This is a genomic window from Sphingobacterium sp. UBA7631 (assembly GCF_002483935.1).
Classification (GTDB): domain Bacteria; phylum Bacteroidota; class Bacteroidia; order Sphingobacteriales; family Sphingobacteriaceae; genus Sphingobacterium; species Sphingobacterium multivorum.
In genome coordinates this window covers 667,596-689,545 of record NZ_DLIX01000004.1, presented here as the reverse complement: position 1 = coordinate 689,545, position 21,950 = coordinate 667,596, and the positions used below count along the sequence as shown (strand labels likewise).

The window sequence follows — 21,950 nt, the reverse complement described above, 5'->3', positions numbered from 1 at the left end:
TTATAGTTCTTTGTTGAAAATATCAAAATCTCCCGCAGCTGCGGCTTTTAATAAAAGCGACTGCCAAAGGTTGATGTGGACGATCTCACGATCGGTTTCGGCTCTATTGAGTGTATAAAGGGTCTGTGTAACGTCGACAAGCGTAGCTAGGCCGTTTTTATACATCGTCATTTTTTGATTGTAAGCTTGCTGGGCTGCCGATACTTGTCGGGGAGCTTCTAAATCACTTTTTCGGGCCAATTGAATTTTAACATCAGCAGCATCCAGCTGTGCTGCCAATTGAGCTTCGGCGGTTTGGTATTCTTCTCTTAGGGCATCATTCGTAAAGCGCTGTGCACTGATTTTTTTATTAATGCGTGCAATAGAAGTCAGATTCCAGTTTATGCCCAATCCCAAGAGATAATTTTGCCTACTGGGACGAACTCCTTGCCAATAATTTGTGCTATAAGCTTGTAGATCCGTAATGTAGTCGCTCTTAAAACCTGATCCTCTTGTCTGAAAAACACCAAAGGCGCTTACAGTGGGAAAATATTCTTTGGTTGATAATTTTAATTGTTGTTCACCCAATTCAATTTTACTTTTATAAAATTGCAGAATAGGATTACTTTCAATCAAGTTGTCTGAAAGGGGAGTTAGCTGTACTGGTGTTTTCTGGACGAGCAAGGTATCTATTTGCAGGTTTTTTGCTGGTATTCCCATCAGTACTGTTAATTTGTTGTTTTGCTCTTTAACATTTTCGCTGGCTTGGTTGAGGCTGATCTTTGCGCGTGAGACTTCGGCAGAAGCTAGCGTTGAATCTACGCCGGGCAATATGCCGTTTTTTACTTTCGTGGCAGCGATATTTAAAAATACCAGTGCACGGTCGAGGTTCATCTGTTGATTTTTTTCCAAGCGCTGACTCGCCAATAAATTGAGGTAAGCTGCAGCAATCTTGACTTTATGCTGGAACTGTTCCTGGCCGAGATCGGCCTGTAGTCGTTTGGTATCAGATTTGGCCAATTCGATCCGTTCTTTTTTTCGTCCAAAGGTGTAAATGTCCCAATTGACGTTGGCTAAGTAAAGCGCACCAAATGCGGCATTCCAATTTTGTTCGGGAAGAGCGGCTCCTGAAGAAGCTACCCCTAGTCCGCCGAATCCATACAGTGGACCATTTTGTCCATTGACTGTTCCAAAGTCCTGTTGCGCTACGATGTTCAGATTGGGCCAAAAGTCGCGTTTGACTTGTTCATTGGTCTGCAGGGAAGACTGGAGATAATATTCCTTTGCCTTGATATTTCCATAATTTGCAAGACCCTGTTCTACGGCGTCGCGCAGTGTAAGCGTCTGAGCGAAGGAGGAGGATGTCGCAAGTGACACAGCCAATGACAGCACTAAATTCAATTTCAGCATAGGTTATCTATCATTTTATGGACACGAAGATAGCGATGAGCTAGGCTGTAAGGCCCCTTTTAAATGATCTATCGTGTTTAAAAGTGACCAATTTAATTCGTCATTTATTTTTCTGCTGTTATAAACTTAAAACTCTTACTTTGTAACAGAATTTTAACAAAAAAAAGGATTATGAGAAAGGTTTTGGAGAACAAGATGATACAGGAAGTCGTCCTATTGATCTTTTCGTTTATCCTCTTTACGTTGAACGACTGGATTTTGATCCTGAGCTGGAAGGGATTTTTGATGGGGGTGCTCTATTTCCTGATCCTTTATGCGCATGCGCAACTAAATCGCTTTTTTCTATTGCCATTACTGCTTAAAAAGAATAAACCCCTGTTGTATATTCTGGCTTCGGTGGCAACGCTGCTGATTTTTGCATTGATATTAAAAGAGCTGACGGATAACGTCATTTACAAGAATTGTTTTCTCTACAAGAATCTGGTTCAGAAAACGTTCCATTATCAGTTTGGTGTATTGTTGGGATCCTTGATCTGCATATTGGGCAGTATTCAATTTATAGAATTTTACCGCTTCCAACGGGTGAAGACGCGACGTGAACTGCTTTCGAATCAGACGCAGTTATCGCATTTGAAAAAACAGCTCAATCCACATTTCCTATTCAATACGTTGAATACCATCTATGGCATTAATTTGAAGTATCCGGAACGCACATCCGAATTGATCATCAAAGTTTCCCAGCTGCTGCGTTATCAGATGGAGAGCAGTGATCGGGAATTTGTTGCGATGGATGATGAGATCGATTTTATCTCAAGTTATATCGAACTGGAGCGCGAACGATTAGGATACCGAACAAAAATTGAATTTGACTATCAAAAAGAGGAAGATATCAATTATCAGATAGCGCCAATGTTATTGATTACTTTTGTGGAAAATGCTTTTAAACACGGAACCTGCAGTATTGAAGATTGTTTTGTACATATTTCAATCAAGATTGAAAAAGGGAACTTATATTTGCATGTCCGAAATTCTGTTCCGGTCAAGAAAAGGAATGTGTTTTCAGCAAAAATAGGTTTGGAAAATACAGTGGCTCGATTGAAGCTTTTGTATCCTAATCGGTATAAACTAACGACAAATTCCAAGAAAGAAGAGTATGAGGTGTCATTGGTTATCAATCTTTAAACAATGAATAAAAAAAGCTGTATCGTGGTTGATGATGAACCTGCCGCGCATTATGTCCTGGTCAATTATATTGAAAGAAGTACTGATCTACAGTTGGTTGCTCAATGTTATAATGCTTTTGAGGCATTGGAGTTTCTTCGGGAGAACAAAGTAGATTTAATCTTCCTGGATATTGAAATGCCCGAAATTAATGGGATGGAGTTTTTGAAGATGCTGGATAATCCACCCAAAACGATTTTGACAACAGCCTATTCCGAATACGCATTGGAGAGTTATGACTATGGCGTTGTCGATTATTTATTAAAACCTATTTCATTCCCCCGTTTTTTTAAGGCTGTTCAACGTTTTTTGTCGTATAATACGGTCCTGTCACCCCAGGAAGAAGAACCCAAATCGATTAGTATACGCATGGATGGTCGTATTATTGAGGTTAAATTATCGCAGATTGATTTTATTCAGAGCTTTGGCAATTACGTAAAAATTGTTACCCCGGGACAAACTTTTTTAACAGCAAGCACCACCCAACAAATTCTCACACAGGTGCCAGCATCAAAGTTTGTCCGTATCCACAAATCCTACATTGCTTCGATCAATAAGGTGATCAAATATGAGCATGGCATGGTGCAGATCAATAATACGTCTTTACCTGTCGGTATAACTTTTCGTCGGGAATTGCAGGAGCGGTTAGCCAATAAATAGCGCCAAGCTATGAAGTAATTCGACCAGGTATCGCCGTTCTTGTCAATTCACAGCATATCATTTGAAGAAGAAAGTTTATTCATTTAGCTGGATGTGCTGATACCGACGTTGGGCTTGTGCAATACCGGAAAGTTGACTGAATTGGCAATAAAACAATATTCACTTGCTTTTTTGTGCAATTCAATGGCCTGTGTAATCATCGTAGAATCTTTTACCCGGACTGAAGGATTTAGCGTAACTTCTTTAAAATAGCCCTTTCCACTTTCTTCTTCAAGCATGATCGCTGTTGCGTGGTCTACATATTCTTCTACAATAATTTTATTGACGGAGCAGAAATGAAGGTACCATAACATATGGCAAGAGGATAGGGATGCAAGCAATAATTCTTCGGGATTGTGCTTGCTGGGGTCTCCCAGAAACGCTGGATCCGAAGAACCTTCAATCTCAGTTTTGCCGTCAATACGAATGCGGTGGCTTCTTTCGTAGTTTTTATAATGATCGGTTCCGCTGCCGCGATTTCCTGTCCACGCAATTGTGGCTGTGTAGTTATGCTGTTTCATTTGAAAATAATCGTTTGACGCTATTGGTGCTAATCTGTAAGCAAGTTAAAGAATATCCCTTTATCCTCAACATAAGCGCAATGTCTTTTGGGTAGAATTGACTTTCACATTATGTTTTTTGATCTATTTTTTTTATTTATAATATACTGATTGGTATTTTATTTGTAAGTTTGTTGTGATTTTAATTAAATATATTGTTTGTGAATGATACCATGTTTTCTATTGTATTTAAATATACCTTTTGGTATTTTACTTTGTATTATGATTGGCGTATATCGTGAAATTCTTATAGTAGCCTTTTGGATGGTGTCAACTATGCGGGGCGTACTTGTAAGACCTGTTTTGGTCGTGAATAATTCTGTTAACTAAAAATAGTTCGTATATGGAACAATATGATTTGGTTGTCATTGGGTCTGGCCCAGGCGGCTATGTAGCGGCGATTCGCAGTGCTCAATTGGGGTATAAAACTGCACTTGTAGAGAAATATGATACATTGGGTGGTACCTGTACCAATGTCGGCTGTATTCCCACAAAGGCAATTTTGGATAGTACACATCACTATCATGATGCGCAGCATCATTTTGCTGCACATGGGATTCAGGTAGCAGGGCTGTCGATAGACTTTGGCCGGCTGTATGAGCGTAAAGACAAAGTGGTTTTGCAAAATACGCAGGGGCTGAATTTCCTGATGAAAAAGAATAAGGTAACGGTGATCCACGGAACGGCTTCTTTTGTCAATAATTCTACTGTTGAGATCGCTACATCAGCTGGGGAACGACTATCCCTTGGAGCAAATAAATTCATCATTGCCACCGGCTCAAAACCGGCGACAATTCCGGGAGTAACCATAGATAAAAAACGTATTATCAGCTCAACGGAGGCGTTGTCTTTGCCTGAGAAGCCGGGTAAAATAGTTATCATCGGTGGTGGTGTTATTGGGGTAGAGATGGCATCCATATTCAACAGGATGGGTTGTGAGGTCACTATCATAGAATATGCCGATCGCCTCCTTGCCAATATGGATCATGAATTGGGGGATGCATTGAAAAAAATACTACTCCATGATGGCATTAAAATTCTGCTTAAACAGTCTGTCTACAAAACAGAAAATGAAGGCAGTTCGGCAAGCGTATTCTTTCGGGATAGCGATGGTCAGGAGCAGCAGTTACGGGCGGATTATGTTTTGGTTGCTGTCGGACGGAAAGCCTTTACAGCGGGGCTTGGGTTGGAGAATACAGCTGTTCAATTGGATGCCAGAGGTATGATCGTTACCAACGAGCAGCTACAGACGGCGGTTCCCCATATTTACGCTATTGGCGATGTGATCGGTGGAGCAATGCTGGCGCATAAAGCTGAAGAAGAAGCAATTTTTGTTGTTGAACATATAGACGGCCAAAAACCAAAGGTGCATTATGATCGCATTCCAAGTGTGGTTTATACCTGGCCTGAAGTCGCTTCAGTTGGTGCGACAGAAGAGGACCTCAACGCAAGGGGTGTAGCGTATACGGTTGGGAAATTCCCATTTTCCGCAAACGCCCGTGCCCGCGCGGGGATGGATACGCAAGGGTTTGTAAAGGTGTTAGCCGATCCTAAATATGGCGAATTATTGGGGGTTCATATCATTGGAGCACGTGCGGCCGATCTGATTGCTCAAGGTGTTTTGGGCATGGAATATGAAATCACCGCCGATAGTATGTCAAGGGTGTCGTATGCACATCCTACTTATTCAGAAGTCTTGAAGGAAGCGCATACCATTGCTTCGGGGCGTCCATCTGTAAATATATAAGTATCCTATGCGCCTTTTCAGAGAAGGACAACACGTATTTCTTTCGAAAGAGCTCAATGTATTTCTTTCAGAAGAACTAAACGGGTTTCCGTCCAAGAAAAGGCGCTGCTGGTCTATTTTTTTGGATACAAAAATCAATTTATCTATGTTTGTTGTGTATCATCCTTTAATTTATGGACAAGCAGGTATTGTTAGACAGTATTCAGAAAGAGATCGACCTAACGGAAGATGAAATCGTACGCCTATTGGCTGTTGTGAAATCCAAAAAAGTGAAGAAGAAACAATATTTGCTGTTGGAGGGCGATCTGAGCAGGTATGCTATTTTTGTCGCTTCGGGTTGTCTAAGAAGTTATTGCGTGGATGAAGACGGCTTTCAATATATTCAACAGTTTGCTCCCGAGGGTTGGTGGATCGGCGATATGTATAGTTTGGTGACGGGAAAACCCGGAAGTTTATACATCGATGCGGTATTTGAATCTGAAGTATGGATGATTTCCAAAGTCGATCTGCATCGACTCTATCAGGAGATTCCGAAACTGAATGTCTATTTTCGGATACTTGCCGAAAATGCATTGGTTTATTATCAAAGTCGATCGATGGAGAATCTCCGTCTAGCTGCCAAAGAACGTTACGAAAAGTTCTGTACACGTTATCCTACATTGATCGACTGTCTTCCGCAGAAACAAGTTGCTGCATATATTGGCGTTACGCCCGAGTTTTTAAGTAAAATGCTCCACCAGTAAGGTAAATCGGGCCATCGGCAAGAAATAGCCCGGTGAACTACCATTTCTCTTTTAACAGCGTTTCCAACTGCCCAATTTCTTCCTGATACATGGTTTTCTTTCTAGTTCCGAAGTAAAGGATATTTTCGACAGGCGATGTCCCTTCCCAGATTAGTTTTATTTTCCCGGATGCAATTGCTTCAGCACATAGGAAGTCCGGAACAATCGAAAAGCCTGTATTGTTGCTCAAACAGCGTATGATGGAGCTAATATTGGGAACAATATAATTGGGGCTAAAGTCTGGATGTTCGCCAAAGTGTGTTGACCAGTAGTTTTTTAAATGATCCATATCGGCAGCCGTGCTATACCATAATTGTTTTTTAAGGAGTTGAGCTGCTTCTTTAATTTTATTGGCACTCAGCAGTGCTTCCAGTGTGGATGTATCCGTCTGACACCCTGCAATCAAGACAATACGTTCTTTTGAAAAAGCTTCATACTGTAGATTCTGTTGGTTTCCTTTTTGAGGCGTAATAATAAGATCCAATAAACCATTATCAAGATCCTGTTGCATCTGCGGATATTCTCCAAATTTGATAATTAAATTGAAGGGGAGCTGGGCAATATGTTCTTCGAGGGTGTACTGAAAGGTCTCAAAACACATTCCGATACTGATCGTTATACGTTCGTCCAATGCCCGTTTGTGAAAATGCTGTTCACCGGTTTCTAGTTTTTTAAGCGGATCAATAACATAGTTATACAAGATTTTCCCCTTTTCGGTCGGCACCATTCTTCGCGCAGAGCGATCAAAAAGCTTGTGCCCCGTAAATGCTTCCAGGGAATTCAGATGTAAGCTTACCCCCGGCTGAGAAATAAATAATTCCTGTGCAGCTGCAGATAATGTTCCGGTTTCATAGATTGCCTTAAATGTACGAAGCCATTCTAAGTTCCATTTCATAGTTATTATTTTTATGATACAAATATACAATTTAAATTATTTGTATGATTCAAAAATATGATAGAAATTTGTATTATCAATAATAAAAATTATAGAGATGAAAATATTTATTATCAATGGCGGACAGAAATTCGCACACTCGGGAGGTTCTTTTAATACTACGATAACAAATTGGACCGTTGAAACATTGGCTGAAAATGGATTTGAAACAAGGGTTACCAATATCAATGATGATTTTGATCCAATGGTTGAAGTTGAAAATTTTAAATGGGCAGACATTATCGTTTACCATTTTCCTGTATGGTGGTTCCAGGTTCCGAATCGTCTGAAACTTTATATCGATGAAGTCTTTACGGCCGGCCACAACAACGGTATCTATAAGAGTGATGGTCGATCGCGTAAGAATCCGGCAATTAATTACGGCACCGGGGGTTTGATGCAAGGTAAAAAATACATGGTGACTTCGAGCTGGAATGCCCCTGAGACAGCATTTACAATGGAAAATGAGTTTTTTGATCAGCATTCAGTTGATGCCGGTGTTTTATTCGGTTTTCATAAGATGAATCAGTTTGCAGGGTTGGAACACCTGGGAAGTTTCCATTTTCATGATATGGAAAAGGGGGCATCTCAAGAACGTGTCGACAATTACGAAAAGGAATATAAACAATATTTGGAAGAGGTCTTCCATTTGGAAACTACGTTGAACTAAAAATTTATTGATCGATAAATCGCTTTATCCATGGCGTTATTGCGATGAAAAGAGTAAATTACCAAAATAAAATCAATAACATGAAGGTATATTTAACCGCAATTTTAAAAGTAGTTCCTGCACATCGGGAAGAAGTATTGGCATTATTGTTAGAAATGGTCGAGGCAAGTAGGAAAGAAGAAGCGTGTATACAGTATGATCTGCACCAGGTAAACAGTGATGAAAATCAATTTATATTTTATGAAATCTGGGAAGATCAAGCGGGCTTGGATGCGCATAATCAACAACCTTATATTGTGGCATTTGGAAAAGTGGCTGGTGAAAAATTACAGGAAACGCCTCAAATTATAGCAATGAATAAGATTGCTTAATTTACCATGTGGTCTGTCCGGACCTTATTGAGAAGATAGCAAACAACATGTGTAGTGGATGATTTGTGTGGGCCTAGGATATGAACTATAATTGAAGTATTGGTGGTGCCAAAATCATTTGTGTTGCCTAGATAGAGCGTGCTCTATTCTGATTTGGTGACGCGAATGATTTTGTTGGTACCTTGCTGAACAGCGACGTCGACTTTATTTCGTTGCGTGTAGCTCTGTTGCAGGAGATTCAATTTTTTGGTCAGCTGACCATCTTGATTATCTAGCCAGAAGGTAGCAGCCATGATACCAATTTGCACTCTGTAACTGGAATCAGTTTCCGGAACAAGCTGCTCGATAATCTGATGTTGATACCAGGTCAGTTTTTTGTTTTCTTTTTGGGAAACACAGCCGTACAGGAGAAATGCCAGAAGGGCGACATAGCCCATTTTTAGAAGTTTACTGCGTCTTAGGTCCATCAATAGTTCTTTGTGTTAATATCAAATCTACGATTTTTTATCCAACTAATGAATTACCTGTATGAATTTTTATGGCCTCATTTAAACAGTTACGCTCATTTATTGACCAGACTTCTCCTGTATGCACATTCAAGTAAATCTAAAAATGTATGAAGTTTATTGTTCATTTCGTTGTAATCATAAGCCTGAATTACGTCGGGTAATTGCACAAATTGGTGCAATTGGCTTTGGAGAAGGAGATCTTCTTCTGAAGCTATCAATAGCCGGACGACTTCAGTCGTGAGTTCCATATGGCATTGAAATCCGTAAACGAGATTTGTATAACGCACAATTTGCCTAGGGCAGCCGGCGCTACTTGCTAAGATTTCACTTTCAGGAGTAAGTCCAGGCATATCGTTGTGCCAATGTCCAACCGATAACGGGCTGCCAAAATGTGCTATTTTGGAGTCGTTTATTCCTGCCGCTGTAAGCGTCATGGGGAAAACCCCAATTTCTTTTTGCGGACTATGTTCGTACTTTGCCAATAGCGCTTCGCCAATCAGTTGTGCGCCCAGGCATATACCAACAACTGCCTTGCCTGCATCAATACATCGGCGAATAAAGGCGATTTCGGCCTTAGCGTCAAAATAAGGGTATTCGGACGGGGATGAATCTGGGCTTTGAGGTCCGCCCATAATGATCAATACATCGACGGAATCAATTTCGTCTGGCAGAAGGTCCTGTTGGTAGACCTGGGAAAAGGTGACCTCATGCTGTTGTTTTTCTGCCCAGGCTAAATAGGCTCCGGGTGCTTCAAAAACTTCGTGTTGTATAAAATGTATCCGCATTGGTTTTTATGTTATCGGTTTTCGTTCCAGTAATAACTATCTGGAGTAGGACGCTGTCCAAAAATTGCCGTTCCTACCCTGACAATCGTCGCGCCTTCCGCTATCGCTATTTCTAAATCCCCGCTCATGCCCATCGACAGTTCTTTCATCGATACATCAGGAATAGCTAGGGCTATAATTTGTTGTTGAATATGTTTAAGCAATTTGAAACAGGCTCGCACCTGTTCGGCCTCGGCACTCAATAGACCTATCGTCATCAATCCTTTAATCTCTAGTGTGTTTAATGTTGCTATTTGCTGAACCAGATCGATCACTTTCTCTGGAGCAGCGCCGTACTTGCTCTCTTCAAAGGAAGTATTCACCTGAATGAGCACCTCCATGGTTTTATCTTCTTTTAAAAGTCGTTGATGCAATTTTTCGGCAAGATCTATACGATCGATTGAATGGATGCAGGATACGTTGTATTTAAGCAGATCCTTGATTTTATTGGTTTGCAGGTGGCCAATAAAATGATTAACATGCGGAATAGTATTTAAATACTCAAATTTGTCTTTTAATTCCTGTACTTTATTTTCGGCAATTAAGGTTTGACCAGTTTGCAGTGCGATTTCGATACGTTCGGCAGGTACGGTTTTAGTCGCTAGCAATAATTTTACTTCGCGGGGATCGCGCTGGTTTGCTTTGCACGATTTGTCGATACGCTGTTGTATGATGCGTATATTTTCTGTAATAAACTCATCCATGTTGCGGTTGTATTGTTTTTTTCATCATAATATCGATTTGCTTATCGTCACCCAGTTGAAATATATGCTTGTCGAATGCCACAAACCCATTTTTCCGATAGAAATTGATCGCGCGGGAATTTTTTTCCCAAACACCAAGCCAGATAAATGAAACTGCTTTTTTTTGAGCTAAGGCTAGTGCTTTCTCGAACAATAGCTGCCCCACTTTTCTACCGTGAAATTCCTGTAGAACATAGATGCGTTCAATTTCCAATGCCTGTGGGCTTTGGTTTTCGGTCTGCGCTTGTCCGGTATTTATTTTTAAGTAACCGATAACATTATTTTCTAAAACGGCGAAGTAAAATTCAGACTCATCATGGCAGAGCTCGGCCAATAATTTTTCTCTTGCAAAACCTTCCGTTAGATAAGTCTTCATGTTCTCTTCGGTGTTTGTGTCTGAAAAGGTCTGGATAAATGTTTCTTTTCCAATCTGCTGCAGCAGGTCAATATCTGTTAGTTTTACTTTAGTGATTGTTATTTCGGTGTTATTTTTGTTCATTTTTTTCATTACTTATTGATCCATTTTTCATTGCTGCGGCAATATTTCTTTCGAGCTCATTGTCGCTATTTTTCAGAAAATCGCGGATACGCTGTCTTTCTGTTTCACTTTTATTTTGACTTAATTTTTTTTGGCCCTGTAAATCCGTAACGACAAGTTCGAAGGCGATGATACCTCGCATCATGCCACTTTTGAAGCGATCGGAGAGATTGTTCCATTGTGTTAGATAAGCTTCGTCGTAAATGAGAATCATTTGCTCTAAAGCCTTGTTTATTGCTTTTTCCTCCGTAAGGATAGATGCAAGACCATAGGCATGAACCGCAATGTAGTCCCAGGTTGGTACACTTTCCTCCTTGTCGTAGTGCTGTGGCGAGATATAAGCATGTGGTTCGGAGAAAATGACTAATGACGGTGTATTTTCGATATAATTGGCTTGTTCGTTTGCGCGAGCGAAGTGTGATGTTAAAAGCAGCTGATCTTTATCTGTACGGATGTGGAAGGGGAGCTGGGTTGCTATTGGAATCCCCTCTTTAACCGATACGATGGTGGCAAAACTATATTGTTGCATAAATTCAACCTTTTCTGCGTAATCTTCGAACTGGAAATGTTTGGGTACATACATGCAAATAGCTATTTCTTGATTTAATTCAAAATTACGGCCAATGGGTGCAAATGAGCTAGTCCAAATTGAATAATGTAGCTGGTCCAGTGTTCATTTATTGCGCTTGCTTAAGTATATTTACGTTAAAAGATAAGCAAAAAAAGACGCCAAAAATGGAGAAATATGAGCTAAGACGTTTAGAAATAGGAGAATGGCAGCAATACAAAAAGATAAGACTGGAGGCCTTATCTTCTGCGCCTGAGGTGTTCGGTAGCAATTATCAAAAGGAAGCGGCTTATAGTGATGCCGAGTGGATGGCCTTACTGGGCAATCCCAAGTGTGCGATATTCGGTTTGTATAACCAAGATTTATTGATTGGGCTGACCGGTGTCGTGTTGGATCGGGCGGATGAATCAAATGCGATTTTGATCGCGTCTTTCATTCAGGAAGGCCATAGAGGCCGGGGTTTATCCCGCTTGTTTTATGAAGCGCGTATAACATGGGCACGTGAACAAGGCTGCCTTCGGATTACGGTATCTCATCGGGTTGGTAACGAAGCCTCGCGAGCTGCAAATCAATCGTTTAACTTTGCGTATACACATTCAAGGGATGTCGTTTGGCCTGATGGGGTCAAAGCAGAAGCGCTGATCTATGTTTTGAATCTTTAGTTAACCTGCTTCCCGCTGTTGATCAATTACTGCGTTCAGTCCGGTCTGAACGCAGCAATTGGTCTATAAAATACAACGCATGGAAACAAGCTTTAAAGTTCGTTTTCGTGCGAATTGTTGGGTGCTTTTGGATTATATTGCTGGACATGATCAACCTTGGCAAATAGGTGTGGACCATTCATTTCAATTCCTGCCGCTAAAAAATCATCGAGGATCAACTGAAAAATTTCAGATTTTGCCAGTTCAATTTCCGCGGATCTAGCGATGTAGACATTCAGTTCATATAAAACATAAAAGTCGTCTAATTTTTTTTGCAAGACGAATGGGGCAGGATTAAGGTTGACTCTTTTTATTCGCGGCGGTATGTTCAGTAGTAATTCGTGTATACGTTGCCAAGGTTCTTCATAACCGACTGTCAATTCCACCTGAAAACAGATTCCTTCCTCAGAGAATGTCGAATAATTGACGGTATTTCCCGAAAGTACCGAGGAATTGGGAATGGTAATTTCTTCATTTTTTATCGTTCGGAGCCTGGTTACCAGGGGGGATTTTTCGATAACAACGCCCGTTTTGTCGGCGATAGTGATACGGTCTCCGATACGGAAAGGACGCATATAGGTGATCACAAGCCCCGCTATGATATTGGAAATCGCAGAAGATGACCCTAAAGAGAACAGGACACCAATAAATACGGATATTCCTTTAAAGATATCTGAATTTGCGCCGGGTAAGTAAGGGAATATGAGCACCAGCGTGAAGGCTTGGAGCAGAAAACGAACAATAGTAAAGGTTGGCATGGCAAAATCGCGATGAAAACCATTGACCTCTAATTTGCCTTTGTCAATTTCGCTAAAAATATACTTTATGAATCGAACGGCATACCGCATGACAACGAGTATGACAAATACAGTAATCAGATTGGGAATATAATCCCAAATTGCCAAAACTGCAGTCTTCAGGGGCTTTGTAAAAAGTCCAATGAGATTGGATGCCCAGCTCTGTGTAAATGGAAAAACACTGAAGACAATCGGCAGCATGATAAAGGCAATGAGTACGATCAAGCCCCAACGTAAGATATTTATGGCATTAATAAACATCCGTGTTTTTTGTACGGAGGTGACAAGGACGTAATTTTTGATCTTAATGTCTTTGATCCGCTGTGTTCTTTCTGTCAATATACGTCGCGTACCATATTTTTTCAATTTGTTTATCAATAGAATCAATATCGAAAAAACGACTAGAATGAGAAATACAAGCCCAATACGCGTAAGAAGTTTTGTAATGCTGTTATCAGCACGTTCCGTTTTGATTGAATCCTGAATTCTTTTTAGGTAGTTTGCCGCAATCTCTTCTTTGCTTTTTCCTTCAAGAAGGGCATCGAGTTCTGTGACGGAAGTTATGACGAGATCTTTATAAACGATGTCGGCACTTATTTCGCTGTTTTCGATTTTAAAGGAATCTACTTTCACAAAATCGTCTTCATATAGATTATGGATTCTGCTGACCACATTGTAGGCGCGGTCTTTGGCTAATGATGATCCAAGTTTATTATAGATATAGAATAGCGTATCCTGAAATGGCGCGACCGCATATCTTTTTGTGTTTTTTTTGATGAAGTCTACTTTAACTTTCAGCTGCTGCTTCCGAAGGTTATTTTCTTCGTCAAACTCATTCAGCTGCTGTTTTAAATTTTCTTTTTTGGGGCTATTTTGACTTTTAAGATCGGCAATTTCATGCTGAAGCTTTACCCGTTCAAGAGAATCATTAATTTGCTGTTGTCTAATTCCGTTCAGTAGGGAACTTAGATCCAATTCTTTTTTATTGACCGAATCTGTTTCTTGTGCATAAAGCGATGCGCTCGTTGAAAATAGACAAGATATAGTCATTAAGAAATAAACGTAAATACTTCTCATCGTGTTATTGGTAAAATTGAATGCCGATGTTTACTAGGTTATTTTGCGCATAACGATCGGACAGGTTCTCAAAGATAATAATTATCTCGATTAGACGGCAGATCGTCAAATATGATATAAATTGAAGGTAAAATGATACGATGCGACAGCTGAATTTAACTTATTCCGACTTTCTTTGTTAAAACGATTGAGCATATGCTCAATACGAAAAACTGTATAGCTAATTTTATCTAAAAAATATGATTAAACCTTTTCAAAAATCTATTTATGCAATGAACAAACTTGGGAAGATAGGTCTCTGTGTTATTGTAGCCTGTGTTTCCACTGTTTTAGATGGACAAGCCCAAGAACGCAAAGCTCCGGCTTATCCATTGATTACACACAACCCCAATTTTAGTATATGGTCAATGACAGATCAGCTTCATGCATCGACAACAAAGCACTGGACAGACGCTGATCATTCGCTGTTGGGCTTAATTGATGTTGATGGTCATATTTATCGTTTTCTTGGCAAAGAGGAACCGAGTTATGCGGTTATTCTACCGACTGCCGAAGATAAATCTTATACGGTACAGTATACAGAATCAAAACCTCAAGGTGGCTGGGAATCTTCCGCTTATAATACGGATACGTGGAAATCGGGACTTGCACCCATAGGCGATGACGAGAAGCAGGTAAAAACCCTTTGGAAATCGGACGATATCTGGGTGAGACGCGAGTTTTCCGTAGCGGATCCGAAGGGTATTAATGAGTTGTTTTTAAAACTCAATCATGATGATAACATAGACGTATTTTTGAATGGGAAGAAGGTTTACGAAAAAGTAGGTTGGACCAACAACTTTCAGTATATACCGATTGACAAGGCGAATTTGAAGGCTGGGCAAAATAATATTGCCATCCATTTGAAGAATAGTGCTGGCGGTCGTTATCTCGATTTTGGTTTGGTTGACAGGCTTAAAGAGCGTGGGGCACGGATTGAAGAAGCCGTGCAAAACGATGTAGAAATAACAGCGACGCGTACGGTTTATAACTTTCAGGCAGGTAAGGTTGATCTAAAATTAACTTTTACGTCGCCTTTGCTTATGGATGATCTGAATTTATTGGCTCGACCGGTAAGCTATATCACGTATAACGTCAAAGCAAACGATGGCAAGCAGCATGCGGTTAAAGTTTTTCTAAGTGCATCCACAAATATTGCGGTGTATAAACCTTCACAGGAGGTGATCGCCGAAAAATATGAGACGGCAAAATTGTCTGTACTAAAGACGGGAACGGTCGAACAGCCTATTCTGCAGAAAGGGGCCGATGATATGCGGATAGACTGGGGGTATTTTTATGTTGCTGCGCCGAAGCGGGATAAAACGCAACAGTTTATTAGTCCGAGAGGCGGAGCCGTAGACGCCTTTAGAAAGGGAACAACGACATCGGTAAAAACTGTTAAGGGGACATCACTTGCGCTGAACACGGTCATTCCATTTGGCAATGTGGGGGCGAAAGTGGAGGAACGTTTTGTAGAGGTTGGGTACGATGAAATTTATGCGATTCAGTATTTCAAAAATAATTTGAGACCATGGTGGAACAACTCCGGTAAAGAAACGATGGAAAATCAGCTGACTTTGGCTGCAGATGAGTATCGTAAGGTACTCGATAAGTGCGTGGCATTCGACAAAACAGTGTATGCAGATGCGCTAAAATCGGGTGGAAAAGAGTATGCACACCTTAGCGTTCTCGCTTATCGTCAAAGTATTGCAGCACATACCTTGGTGAAAAGTCCACAAAACGAACTACTATGGCTTTCCAAAGAAAATAATAGTGGCGGATTCATCAATACGGTCGATGTCACTTATCCTTCAGCGCCATTGTATCTGATCTATAATCCGGAGTTGTTGAAAGGGATGTTAAGTGGAATATTTTATTTTAGTGAGAGCGGTAAATATCCCTATCCTTGGGCAGCGCACGATTTGGGTACGTATCCATTGGCCAATGGTCAAACCTATGGTGAACCTATGCCTGTGGAGGAATCGGGCAATATGATTATTTTAACTGCTGCAATCGCAAAAGTGCAAGGGAATGCTGACTATGCCAGGAAGCATTGGAAAACATTGACAACATGGGTAGATTATCTCGTTAAAGATGGTTTTGACCCTAAAACGCAGCTATGTACAGATGATTTTGCCGGTCACCTTGCACGAAATGCCAATTTATCTGTTAAGGCTATCGTTGGTATTGCTTGTTATGCACAGCTAGCGGAGGCTATTGGTGAAACCGCAATAGCAAAAAAATACCGTGCAATTGCCGAGGAAATGGTTCCGAAATGGATGGAAATGGCATATGCTGGTGATCATTATGCACTGACATTTGATGATAAAAATACCTGGAGTCAAAAATATAATTTGATCTGGGACAAAGTGTTGGGATTGAATCTGTTTCCACAAAAAGTGTATGATACAGAAATTAAGTATTATCTGACCAAGCAAAATAGATTCGGCATACCATTGGATAGCCGTAAAGCGTACACAAAAAATGACTGGATTCTTTGGACGGCATCATTTGCTCCATCAAGAGAAGCATTTGAAGCTTTGATAAAACCAGTCTATAATCATGCGATTCAAACGGAATCCCGTGTCCCATTAAATGATTTTTATGATTCGACTACGGGGATCCGCGAAAACTTCAAGGCGCGTAGTGTTGTTGGAGGTTTTTACATGAAACTTTTAGCGGATATCATGAAACAGAAATAAATGAGGAAAATGAGTAGGAGACGGGAGTCCACAATGAAATATTTAGTTTGTGTTTAGTTAATAAGACGGCGGGCAATTAAAGAATTGCTCGCCGTTTGTTTATAGGGTTATGCGTTTCAATATCCCGTATTTTACGGTATCGAAATTTGGCTCAACATGGTTCTTTTTTCTGATTTCTGTTGAAATACGTGTTGTCTTGCAAGTTCTGTATTGTTTTCCTGAAATTTTCACTGCAGTAGAACCTAGAAAGGACGTTAAATATTCCTTTGTTTGCCATTAATATGTCACTGGTATATGAAGGATGACTGTGGTACCAGCAGTTGGGTTTTTGGTGATCTGTACACTTGCTTTCTTGCCCAACAGCTGCATGCGTTCACGACTGATGGTCCCAGAGAGTGAACGATGGGTAATTACAGGAATGTCTGGATTTACTTTACCACTATCTTTAATCGTCACCTGTAGGATATCTTCAGATAACGTAAACTGGATGTCGATACTGCCATCGCCCGTTTCGAGGTTTATGCCATGCAGAATTGCATTTTCAACATAGGGTTGTATGAGCATTGGTGGTAGCATGACCGCACTTAAATCTTGATCTTCAGGTTGTGTGATATGGTAATGAAAGGCATCTTCAAAACGCATTTGCTGCAAGATCAAATAGTTTTCTAAGGTTTCCAGTTCCTCATTTAATGGAACAAGGTTTTCACGGCTTAATTCGAGATTGCTGCGTAGTAGTCGACTGAAACGATTTAAATATTTGATGGCATTTTCCTTCTTATCCAGGCGCATGAAACTCTGTACAGCGGAAAGGGTATTGAAAATAAAGTGCGGTTCCATCTGTGTGCGCAACAACTGCTGCTGCAACAAGACCTTTTCTTTCTCTTGTATGGAACGGCGCTGGCGAAAACTGTAATATAGGAAGAAAAGTATGATGATCAATAAAATAACCGCGAGCGAGGATATGATCAGCCCTAAACGATTTTGTTGTAGCTGGAGTTTATTGATCTTGATATTTTCGTTCAGTATTCGAATAGATTGATCCTTCGCCTGGAGTTGATATAGGGCATTCATTTCTGCGATCGCTTGTGTATTCTCCGATTGGTAAATACCCCTTTGTAATTGCACAAGATGATTCAATACGTCTATTGCGGCTTTATTTTTTCCTTGCAAGCGATAGACGGCTGCTAGACTGTTTTGAAATGTAATTTCGTTGTTGGGAAAGATTAATTTTGGAAACTGCGCTTTAAGTTTGCTGGCTTTTAGGATGAATTTTTCTCCCAAGGCCGGCTTATTTAATGAAACATAGATTGCGGCAACATTACTGTAGTCTACGAATAAATTGTTCATCAATATAGAGGACGCTGTTTGTTGGTGCAAACGTTCATCTATCGCTATTTTTAGCAACTCATAATGTAAAATGGAGTCCGGTTTTTTAGCCGTTTCATAGTATTGGATCTTCGAATCATATAGAAAACTAATGTTGTATTTGTCTGGATTTTTAGCATGTAATTCTTCGAGTTGATGAAGGAAGGGGGCAATATCTTTTGCAGGTCGTTGTAAAGTATTCATCGTCTGGATCATTTGTACCAATACGCGTTGTCGGTTAATGTGTCCTTCAGGCAGTGAATCAATTAGGGGGAGTACCGAACGATTCATTTTTTCTGCAAGGTTATACTGGAAGGAGCTCAAGTTGTTTTGGGCAGCGGACAGTAATATCGCTGATTTCGCTTCGGTTGACAATCCTGATGCGGTATCCGACAAAACAATTGTGGCGGCTTTGTTGTAATAATAGCCCGCTTCGCGTTGTTTTGCTTCTATGCTGCGGATATTCCCTATGCCATTGTAAATAAGCGCTTTGTATTTAGCGTTTCCGGTGGTGGGTTCAATGAGTTCGAGCGCCTGTTGAACAAAAAAAAGAGCCGAATCTTGGCCACTCATAGCATAGAGTCGTGCCAGGCAATATTTTACACGGGCAGCGAGTATTGTGTCTTTTTTTACGGTGGCATGCTGGTCTAACTTTAACCAGGCCTGTTTAATGGAATCTCCATTTGCTGCATTTAACTTTTGGTCTTCGAGCGTTTTAATCTCTGCGGCAATAGCATCATGATCGGGCGACAGTGCGTCATTCTTTCGAGCGCAAGCGATCGAAAACAAAGACAGTAGCAGCCAAGGGAAAATGCGGTTCAATAGGCTCATTTTTCAGGGAACAGCTGATTTAAGATCGAGTTTTTTCTGCGTGATGAAATCGGAATTTCCTCTTTGTTTTTTAAGACAATATACTCGGAACGATTGACACCAGAAATATGTGACCTATTAACAAGATAAGATTGATGGGTGCGTAAGAAATAGGGCGGTGGCAATAATTCTTCATAATATTTGAGGGGTTTAGAAATTAACTCCTTTGTACCATCATTTAAAAAGAAAAAAGTATAGGGACCGTCTCCTTTGCAGTACACGATGTTGTGAACGGGGACGATACGTACATGGTGTATGGAAGACAAGGCGATGCTTTCGGGAAGTTCGCTGGCGTGTAAAGCTTCCTGCGCCATTGATAAACGCTGCATCCATTGGGGATTGTTTTCGCTTTTACGCCGGTAACGTTCTAATGCCTCGTTTAATTCTGTTTGATCGACCGGTTTCAAAAGATAATCCAAAGCACCATATTTGATGGCTTTGATTGCAAAATGATTGTAGGCCGTAATGAAAATAATATTCTGTGGAATAGCGATTAGCTTTTTTAGGATGTCAAATGCTGTACCATCACGGAGTTGAATATCCATGAGTATAACGTCTGGTTGTTTCTCTTCAATCAATTTTACAGCATTTGTCACCGTATCACTCCAGCCAACAAGTTCAACATCAGTTTCCTGTTGGATTAAATAGCTGATTTCTTTGCGTACCGCGGGTTCATCCTCGATAATGGCTACTCTGATCATTTATCAATACTTTATAGCCTATAAAAATAATAATTGTAAGTAAGGAAACTGAATCCATTTACAATTCGTTGCAATTATTTACAATCTGGATTTAAGATTCGAGTAGGGGTGAATTGGATTTCATTATTTAAAATTCCAAATAGCAGTTGAAATTTTTATATTTAGTATCGTATAGACCACTAGAAATATGGAGGCTCAGAAGTCATTAAAATCGGTTTTTGCTGGTAGCATTGGTATAATTACCTTGTTTGCAATTGTTGGACAGTTTATCTTAAGTGCTCATACCTCCAAGCTTGACAGGATCGACTATATTATTCAGTTTTTTAGTTATTTCACAATTCTGAGTAATGTAATGGTTATGTTATGCTGTTTTTTTACTATTTGCTGGTCAAAAAGTCGAATGGGCCTATTTTTTACTAGACCCGAAACAATTACTGCCGTAACATTATATATTCTTATTGTCGGAATTATCTATAATACCATACTTCGCTTTTTGTCGCATCCACAGGGTTTATCAATGGTGGTTGACGAATTATTGCATGTGCTCGCTCCTTTGAGTTTTTTCCTTTTTTGGTGGCGTTTTTTGGACAAGGGAACAATCCGGTGGAGTCATATTTTTTATTGGTTGATCTTCCCATTAGTCTATCTTTTTTATACGTTGTGGCATGGTTCGTTTTCTGGATTTTATCCCTATCCTTTTGTCAATGTTTCCGAATTGGGGATGGACAGGGTTATTTTGAACAGCTTTGGAGTAACGTTGGTTTTCATCGTCATTGGTACATTGCTCATTGTATTGGGAAAGTGGCAAAACAAACGGCGTTCTCAACGGATTAAAAAATAAGAAAACTCAAAGCTCTTCGATATTGTTATATCACAAAACGGCGTTTATTTTTTACTTTAATTGAATTGAAAATGGTTATACGATTTTTTATCTGTGTCTCTTTGGTATTATGTGGGATTTGTTGTTTTGGTCAAGTGGATGTTGATAAAATGAGAGCCGAGTACGCGACTGCTGTTCAAAACAAAAAGCTCTGTGAAACGAATCTGAAACTATTGGAAAAAGCTGCCAATTCCGCCACAGAAAAGGGTTATCTCGCGGCTTATGCGATATTATGGGCAAAACATATGGGCAACCCGTTTACAAAATTGGGGCAATTCAAGAAAGGAAAAAAGCTCCTCGAAGAAATGATCATGAAATACCCTGACAATATCGATTTACGTTTTATCCGTTGGAGCGTGCAGACGCACGCACCATCTTTTTTAAGCTATGGTAAAGATAGATTGCGTGATAAAGATTTCTTGGTCAAAAATTTACATAAATTGCCCAATCCAAAGGGCCGAGATGTAATATATACCTATCTGAAAGAAGCGAATGGTTATCTAAAAGGCGAGCATGTGTTTTCGCAGGCCGAATTGAATGAGCTCTCCAAGTAACGAGCTTTCCAAACAAGATTTAGCTATTCCACCAGTTCATTGATGCTGAATAAAAATCTTCGCATAGGCCAAGTTTTTTTTGGACGGAAATTTTCATCTTTGTTAGATCAGTAGCAATTAAACTTTAAATGATGAAACAGATATTTATAAATCTCGCAGTAGCAGATGTGAATAAGTCAATGGATTTTTATACACAATTGGGCTTTACGAACAATCCTCAGTTTTCGGATGAGCAAGGCAAATGTATGGTTTGGAGTGAGCATATTTTTGTTATGCTTTTATCTCCGGATAAGTTTAAAACATTTACGGAAAAACCGCTTGCAGATACAAAAAAACAGATCGCAGGACTATTTTCACTTGCTGTCTCTGGTCTGGATCGTGTGAACGAAATTGTTGATAAAGGACTGAAAGCTGGCGGTATAGAACCCACGCCAATGAAAGACTATGGTTTTATGCAACAGCGAAGTATTGAAGATTTTGATGGGCATACCTGGGAGATATTTTACATGGATATGAGCAAATTTCCAACCGCATAAAAATCACAACGGAATAATCGGTGAAAGCAAGGTCCCTGCAGTAATGTAAGGGACTTTTTCTTTTGATTTTAACGTAGCGAAGCAAGTGTATGCCGACTATTGCCGCGGGCGATTTTTTATAGGAAGTACGAATATTAAATCATGGTAAGCGAATTATAGTTATGGCTTGTCAA

General features: G+C 40.1%; 22 protein-coding genes. 11 read left to right on the top strand and 11 right to left on the bottom strand.

Annotated features, from left to right (window positions below; translation table 11 throughout):
• Window positions 1-1,389: a TolC family protein gene (locus tag B3P16_RS07695; RefSeq protein WP_286753333.1), complete on the bottom strand. Its 1,389-nt coding sequence runs from the start codon at window positions 1,387-1,389 to the stop codon at window positions 1-3.
• A gap of 171 nt (window positions 1,390-1,560) precedes the next feature.
• Between B3P16_RS07695 and B3P16_RS07690 the strand changes: the two genes are divergently transcribed.
• Together B3P16_RS07690 and B3P16_RS07685 are read left to right on the top strand one after the other, a co-directional pair.
• The gene (locus B3P16_RS07690; protein WP_046675044.1) at window positions 1,561-2,571 is read left to right on the top strand and encodes a sensor histidine kinase; all 1,011 of its coding nucleotides are present in this window, start codon (window positions 1,561-1,563) and stop codon (window positions 2,569-2,571) included.
• A 3-nt stretch (window positions 2,572-2,574) separates the two neighbouring features.
• Window positions 2,575-3,270 carry a LytR/AlgR family response regulator transcription factor gene (locus tag B3P16_RS07685; protein WP_046675045.1) on the top strand — a complete coding sequence of 232 codons (696 nt, stop codon included), beginning with the start codon at window positions 2,575-2,577 and terminating at the stop codon, window positions 3,268-3,270.
• A gap of 83 nt (window positions 3,271-3,353) precedes the next feature.
• Here B3P16_RS07685 and B3P16_RS07680 read toward each other — a convergent pair whose 3' ends face one another.
• Window positions 3,354-3,830 carry an OsmC family protein gene (locus tag B3P16_RS07680; protein ID WP_286842217.1) on the bottom strand — a complete coding sequence of 159 codons (477 nt, stop codon included), beginning with the start codon at window positions 3,828-3,830 and terminating at the stop codon, window positions 3,354-3,356.
• Between the two features lie 382 nt (window positions 3,831-4,212).
• Here B3P16_RS07680 and lpdA point away from each other — a divergent pair, with 382 nt between their 5' ends.
• Together lpdA and B3P16_RS07670 are read left to right on the top strand one after the other, a co-directional pair.
• Window positions 4,213-5,616, top strand: coding sequence for a dihydrolipoyl dehydrogenase (gene lpdA / locus B3P16_RS07675; protein ID WP_286842215.1), 1,404 nt, complete (start codon window positions 4,213-4,215; stop codon window positions 5,614-5,616).
• Between the two features lie 173 nt (window positions 5,617-5,789).
• Window positions 5,790-6,359: a Crp/Fnr family transcriptional regulator gene (locus B3P16_RS07670; protein WP_286753336.1), complete on the top strand. Its 570-nt coding sequence runs from the start codon at window positions 5,790-5,792 to the stop codon at window positions 6,357-6,359.
• A gap of 37 nt (window positions 6,360-6,396) precedes the next feature.
• On the opposite strand, the gene B3P16_RS07665 is transcribed toward B3P16_RS07670, so the two are convergent.
• A complete protein-coding gene (locus B3P16_RS07665) occupies window positions 6,397-7,293 on the bottom strand; it encodes a LysR family transcriptional regulator (protein ID WP_046675049.1) in 897 nt (298 codons plus the stop codon).
• Window positions 7,294-7,390: 97 nt separating this feature from the next.
• On the opposite strand from B3P16_RS07665, the gene B3P16_RS07660 reads away from it, so the two are divergent.
• Entirely contained in the window at window positions 7,391-8,002 is a 612-nt protein-coding gene (locus B3P16_RS07660; RefSeq protein WP_070566979.1) for an NAD(P)H-dependent oxidoreductase, read from the top strand.
• A gap of 80 nt (window positions 8,003-8,082) precedes the next feature.
• Complete coding sequence (locus tag B3P16_RS07655) at window positions 8,083-8,373, top strand: putative quinol monooxygenase (protein WP_046675493.1); 291 nt, start codon at window positions 8,083-8,085, stop codon at window positions 8,371-8,373.
• Between the two features lie 143 nt (window positions 8,374-8,516).
• On the opposite strand, the gene B3P16_RS07650 is transcribed toward B3P16_RS07655, so the two are convergent.
• The 5 genes from B3P16_RS07650 to B3P16_RS07630 form a co-directional block, all read right to left on the bottom strand.
• Window positions 8,517-8,840 (bottom strand): hypothetical protein, encoded by a 324-nt coding sequence (locus B3P16_RS07650; protein WP_286842212.1) that lies wholly within the window; start codon window positions 8,838-8,840, stop codon window positions 8,517-8,519.
• Between the two features lie 95 nt (window positions 8,841-8,935).
• On the bottom strand, window positions 8,936-9,667 hold the full coding sequence (locus tag B3P16_RS07645; RefSeq protein ID WP_286842210.1) for a glutamine amidotransferase-related protein: 732 nt from the start codon (window positions 9,665-9,667) through the stop codon (window positions 8,936-8,938).
• An 11-nt stretch (window positions 9,668-9,678) separates the two neighbouring features.
• Complete coding sequence (locus B3P16_RS07640; protein WP_286842208.1) at window positions 9,679-10,410, bottom strand: YggS family pyridoxal phosphate-dependent enzyme; 732 nt, start codon at window positions 10,408-10,410, stop codon at window positions 9,679-9,681.
• On the bottom strand, window positions 10,403-10,948 hold the full coding sequence (locus B3P16_RS07635; protein WP_286842206.1) for a GNAT family N-acetyltransferase: 546 nt from the start codon (window positions 10,946-10,948) through the stop codon (window positions 10,403-10,405). The genes B3P16_RS07640 and B3P16_RS07635 overlap by 8 nt, the downstream gene beginning before the upstream one ends.
• Window positions 10,935-11,570: an FMN-binding negative transcriptional regulator gene (locus B3P16_RS07630; RefSeq protein ID WP_286842205.1), complete on the bottom strand. Its 636-nt coding sequence runs from the start codon at window positions 11,568-11,570 to the stop codon at window positions 10,935-10,937. Before B3P16_RS07630 ends, B3P16_RS07635 begins: the two co-directional genes overlap by 14 nt.
• A gap of 152 nt (window positions 11,571-11,722) precedes the next feature.
• Between B3P16_RS07630 and B3P16_RS07625 the strand changes: the two genes are divergently transcribed.
• Window positions 11,723-12,217, top strand: a complete 495-nt coding sequence (locus B3P16_RS07625) for a GNAT family N-acetyltransferase (RefSeq protein ID WP_286842203.1) — start codon at window positions 11,723-11,725, stop codon at window positions 12,215-12,217.
• A gap of 92 nt (window positions 12,218-12,309) precedes the next feature.
• Here the strand turns inward: B3P16_RS07625 and B3P16_RS07620 are convergent, their stop codons facing one another.
• Complete coding sequence (locus B3P16_RS07620) at window positions 12,310-14,130, bottom strand: mechanosensitive ion channel family protein (protein WP_286842202.1); 1,821 nt, start codon at window positions 14,128-14,130, stop codon at window positions 12,310-12,312.
• 272 nt (window positions 14,131-14,402) lie between these two features.
• On the opposite strand from B3P16_RS07620, the gene B3P16_RS07615 reads away from it, so the two are divergent.
• Window positions 14,403-16,871 (top strand): glutaminase family protein, encoded by a 2,469-nt coding sequence (locus B3P16_RS07615; RefSeq protein WP_376778177.1) that lies wholly within the window; start codon window positions 14,403-14,405, stop codon window positions 16,869-16,871.
• A gap of 276 nt (window positions 16,872-17,147) precedes the next feature.
• Here the strand turns inward: B3P16_RS07615 and B3P16_RS07610 are convergent, their stop codons facing one another.
• Together B3P16_RS07610 and B3P16_RS07605 are read right to left on the bottom strand one after the other, a co-directional pair.
• Window positions 17,148-19,067, bottom strand: a complete 1,920-nt coding sequence (locus B3P16_RS07610; RefSeq protein WP_286842199.1) for a sensor histidine kinase — start codon at window positions 19,065-19,067, stop codon at window positions 17,148-17,150.
• The gene (locus B3P16_RS07605) at window positions 19,064-19,807 is read right to left on the bottom strand and encodes a LytR/AlgR family response regulator transcription factor (RefSeq protein WP_201638849.1); all 744 of its coding nucleotides are present in this window, start codon (window positions 19,805-19,807) and stop codon (window positions 19,064-19,066) included. Before B3P16_RS07605 ends, B3P16_RS07610 begins: the two co-directional genes overlap by 4 nt.
• A gap of 187 nt (window positions 19,808-19,994) precedes the next feature.
• On the opposite strand from B3P16_RS07605, the gene B3P16_RS07600 reads away from it, so the two are divergent.
• The 3 genes from B3P16_RS07600 (at window position 19,995) to B3P16_RS07590 (ending at window position 21,777) form a co-directional block, all read left to right on the top strand.
• A complete protein-coding gene (locus B3P16_RS07600; RefSeq protein ID WP_201638850.1) occupies window positions 19,995-20,648 on the top strand; it encodes a Pr6Pr family membrane protein in 654 nt (217 codons plus the stop codon).
• A gap of 71 nt (window positions 20,649-20,719) precedes the next feature.
• Entirely contained in the window at window positions 20,720-21,241 is a 522-nt protein-coding gene (locus B3P16_RS07595) for a hypothetical protein (protein ID WP_146753149.1), read from the top strand.
• Window positions 21,242-21,369: 128 nt separating this feature from the next.
• A complete protein-coding gene (locus B3P16_RS07590) occupies window positions 21,370-21,777 on the top strand; it encodes a VOC family protein (RefSeq protein ID WP_046675059.1) in 408 nt (135 codons plus the stop codon).
• Window positions 21,778-21,950 lie beyond the last annotated feature (173 nt).

Excerpts from the sequence above, each read along its gene's own strand:
- B3P16_RS07695 (WP_286753333.1), bottom strand. The coding sequence starts at position 1,389 with ATGCTGAAATTGAATTTAGTGCTGTCATTGGCTGTGTCACTTGCGACA.
- B3P16_RS07690 (WP_046675044.1), top strand. The coding sequence starts at position 1,561 with ATGAGAAAGGTTTTGGAGAACAAGATGATACAGGAAGTCGTCCTATTG.
- B3P16_RS07685 (WP_046675045.1), top strand. The coding sequence starts at position 2,575 with ATGAATAAAAAAAGCTGTATCGTGGTTGATGATGAACCTGCCGCGCAT.
- B3P16_RS07680 (WP_286842217.1), bottom strand. The coding sequence starts at position 3,830 with ATGAAACAGCATAACTACACAGCCACAATTGCGTGGACAGGAAATCGC.
- lpdA (WP_286842215.1), top strand. The coding sequence starts at position 4,213 with ATGGAACAATATGATTTGGTTGTCATTGGGTCTGGCCCAGGCGGCTAT.
- B3P16_RS07670 (WP_286753336.1), top strand. The coding sequence starts at position 5,790 with ATGGACAAGCAGGTATTGTTAGACAGTATTCAGAAAGAGATCGACCTA.
- B3P16_RS07665 (WP_046675049.1), bottom strand. The coding sequence starts at position 7,293 with ATGAAATGGAACTTAGAATGGCTTCGTACATTTAAGGCAATCTATGAA.
- B3P16_RS07660 (WP_070566979.1), top strand. The coding sequence starts at position 7,391 with ATGAAAATATTTATTATCAATGGCGGACAGAAATTCGCACACTCGGGA.
- B3P16_RS07655 (WP_046675493.1), top strand. The coding sequence starts at position 8,083 with ATGAAGGTATATTTAACCGCAATTTTAAAAGTAGTTCCTGCACATCGG.
- B3P16_RS07650 (WP_286842212.1), bottom strand. The coding sequence starts at position 8,840 with ATGGACCTAAGACGCAGTAAACTTCTAAAAATGGGCTATGTCGCCCTT.
- B3P16_RS07645 (WP_286842210.1), bottom strand. The coding sequence starts at position 9,667 with ATGCGGATACATTTTATACAACACGAAGTTTTTGAAGCACCCGGAGCC.
- B3P16_RS07640 (WP_286842208.1), bottom strand. The coding sequence starts at position 10,410 with ATGGATGAGTTTATTACAGAAAATATACGCATCATACAACAGCGTATC.
- B3P16_RS07635 (WP_286842206.1), bottom strand. The coding sequence starts at position 10,948 with ATGAACAAAAATAACACCGAAATAACAATCACTAAAGTAAAACTAACA.
- B3P16_RS07630 (WP_286842205.1), bottom strand. The coding sequence starts at position 11,570 with ATGTATGTACCCAAACATTTCCAGTTCGAAGATTACGCAGAAAAGGTT.
- B3P16_RS07625 (WP_286842203.1), top strand. The coding sequence starts at position 11,723 with ATGGAGAAATATGAGCTAAGACGTTTAGAAATAGGAGAATGGCAGCAA.
- B3P16_RS07620 (WP_286842202.1), bottom strand. The coding sequence starts at position 14,130 with ATGAGAAGTATTTACGTTTATTTCTTAATGACTATATCTTGTCTATTT.
- B3P16_RS07615 (WP_376778177.1), top strand. The coding sequence starts at position 14,403 with ATGAACAAACTTGGGAAGATAGGTCTCTGTGTTATTGTAGCCTGTGTT.
- B3P16_RS07610 (WP_286842199.1), bottom strand. The coding sequence starts at position 19,067 with ATGAGCCTATTGAACCGCATTTTCCCTTGGCTGCTACTGTCTTTGTTT.
- B3P16_RS07605 (WP_201638849.1), bottom strand. The coding sequence starts at position 19,807 with ATGATCAGAGTAGCCATTATCGAGGATGAACCCGCGGTACGCAAAGAA.
- B3P16_RS07600 (WP_201638850.1), top strand. The coding sequence starts at position 19,995 with ATGGAGGCTCAGAAGTCATTAAAATCGGTTTTTGCTGGTAGCATTGGT.
- B3P16_RS07595 (WP_146753149.1), top strand. The coding sequence starts at position 20,720 with ATGGTTATACGATTTTTTATCTGTGTCTCTTTGGTATTATGTGGGATT.
- B3P16_RS07590 (WP_046675059.1), top strand. The coding sequence starts at position 21,370 with ATGATGAAACAGATATTTATAAATCTCGCAGTAGCAGATGTGAATAAG.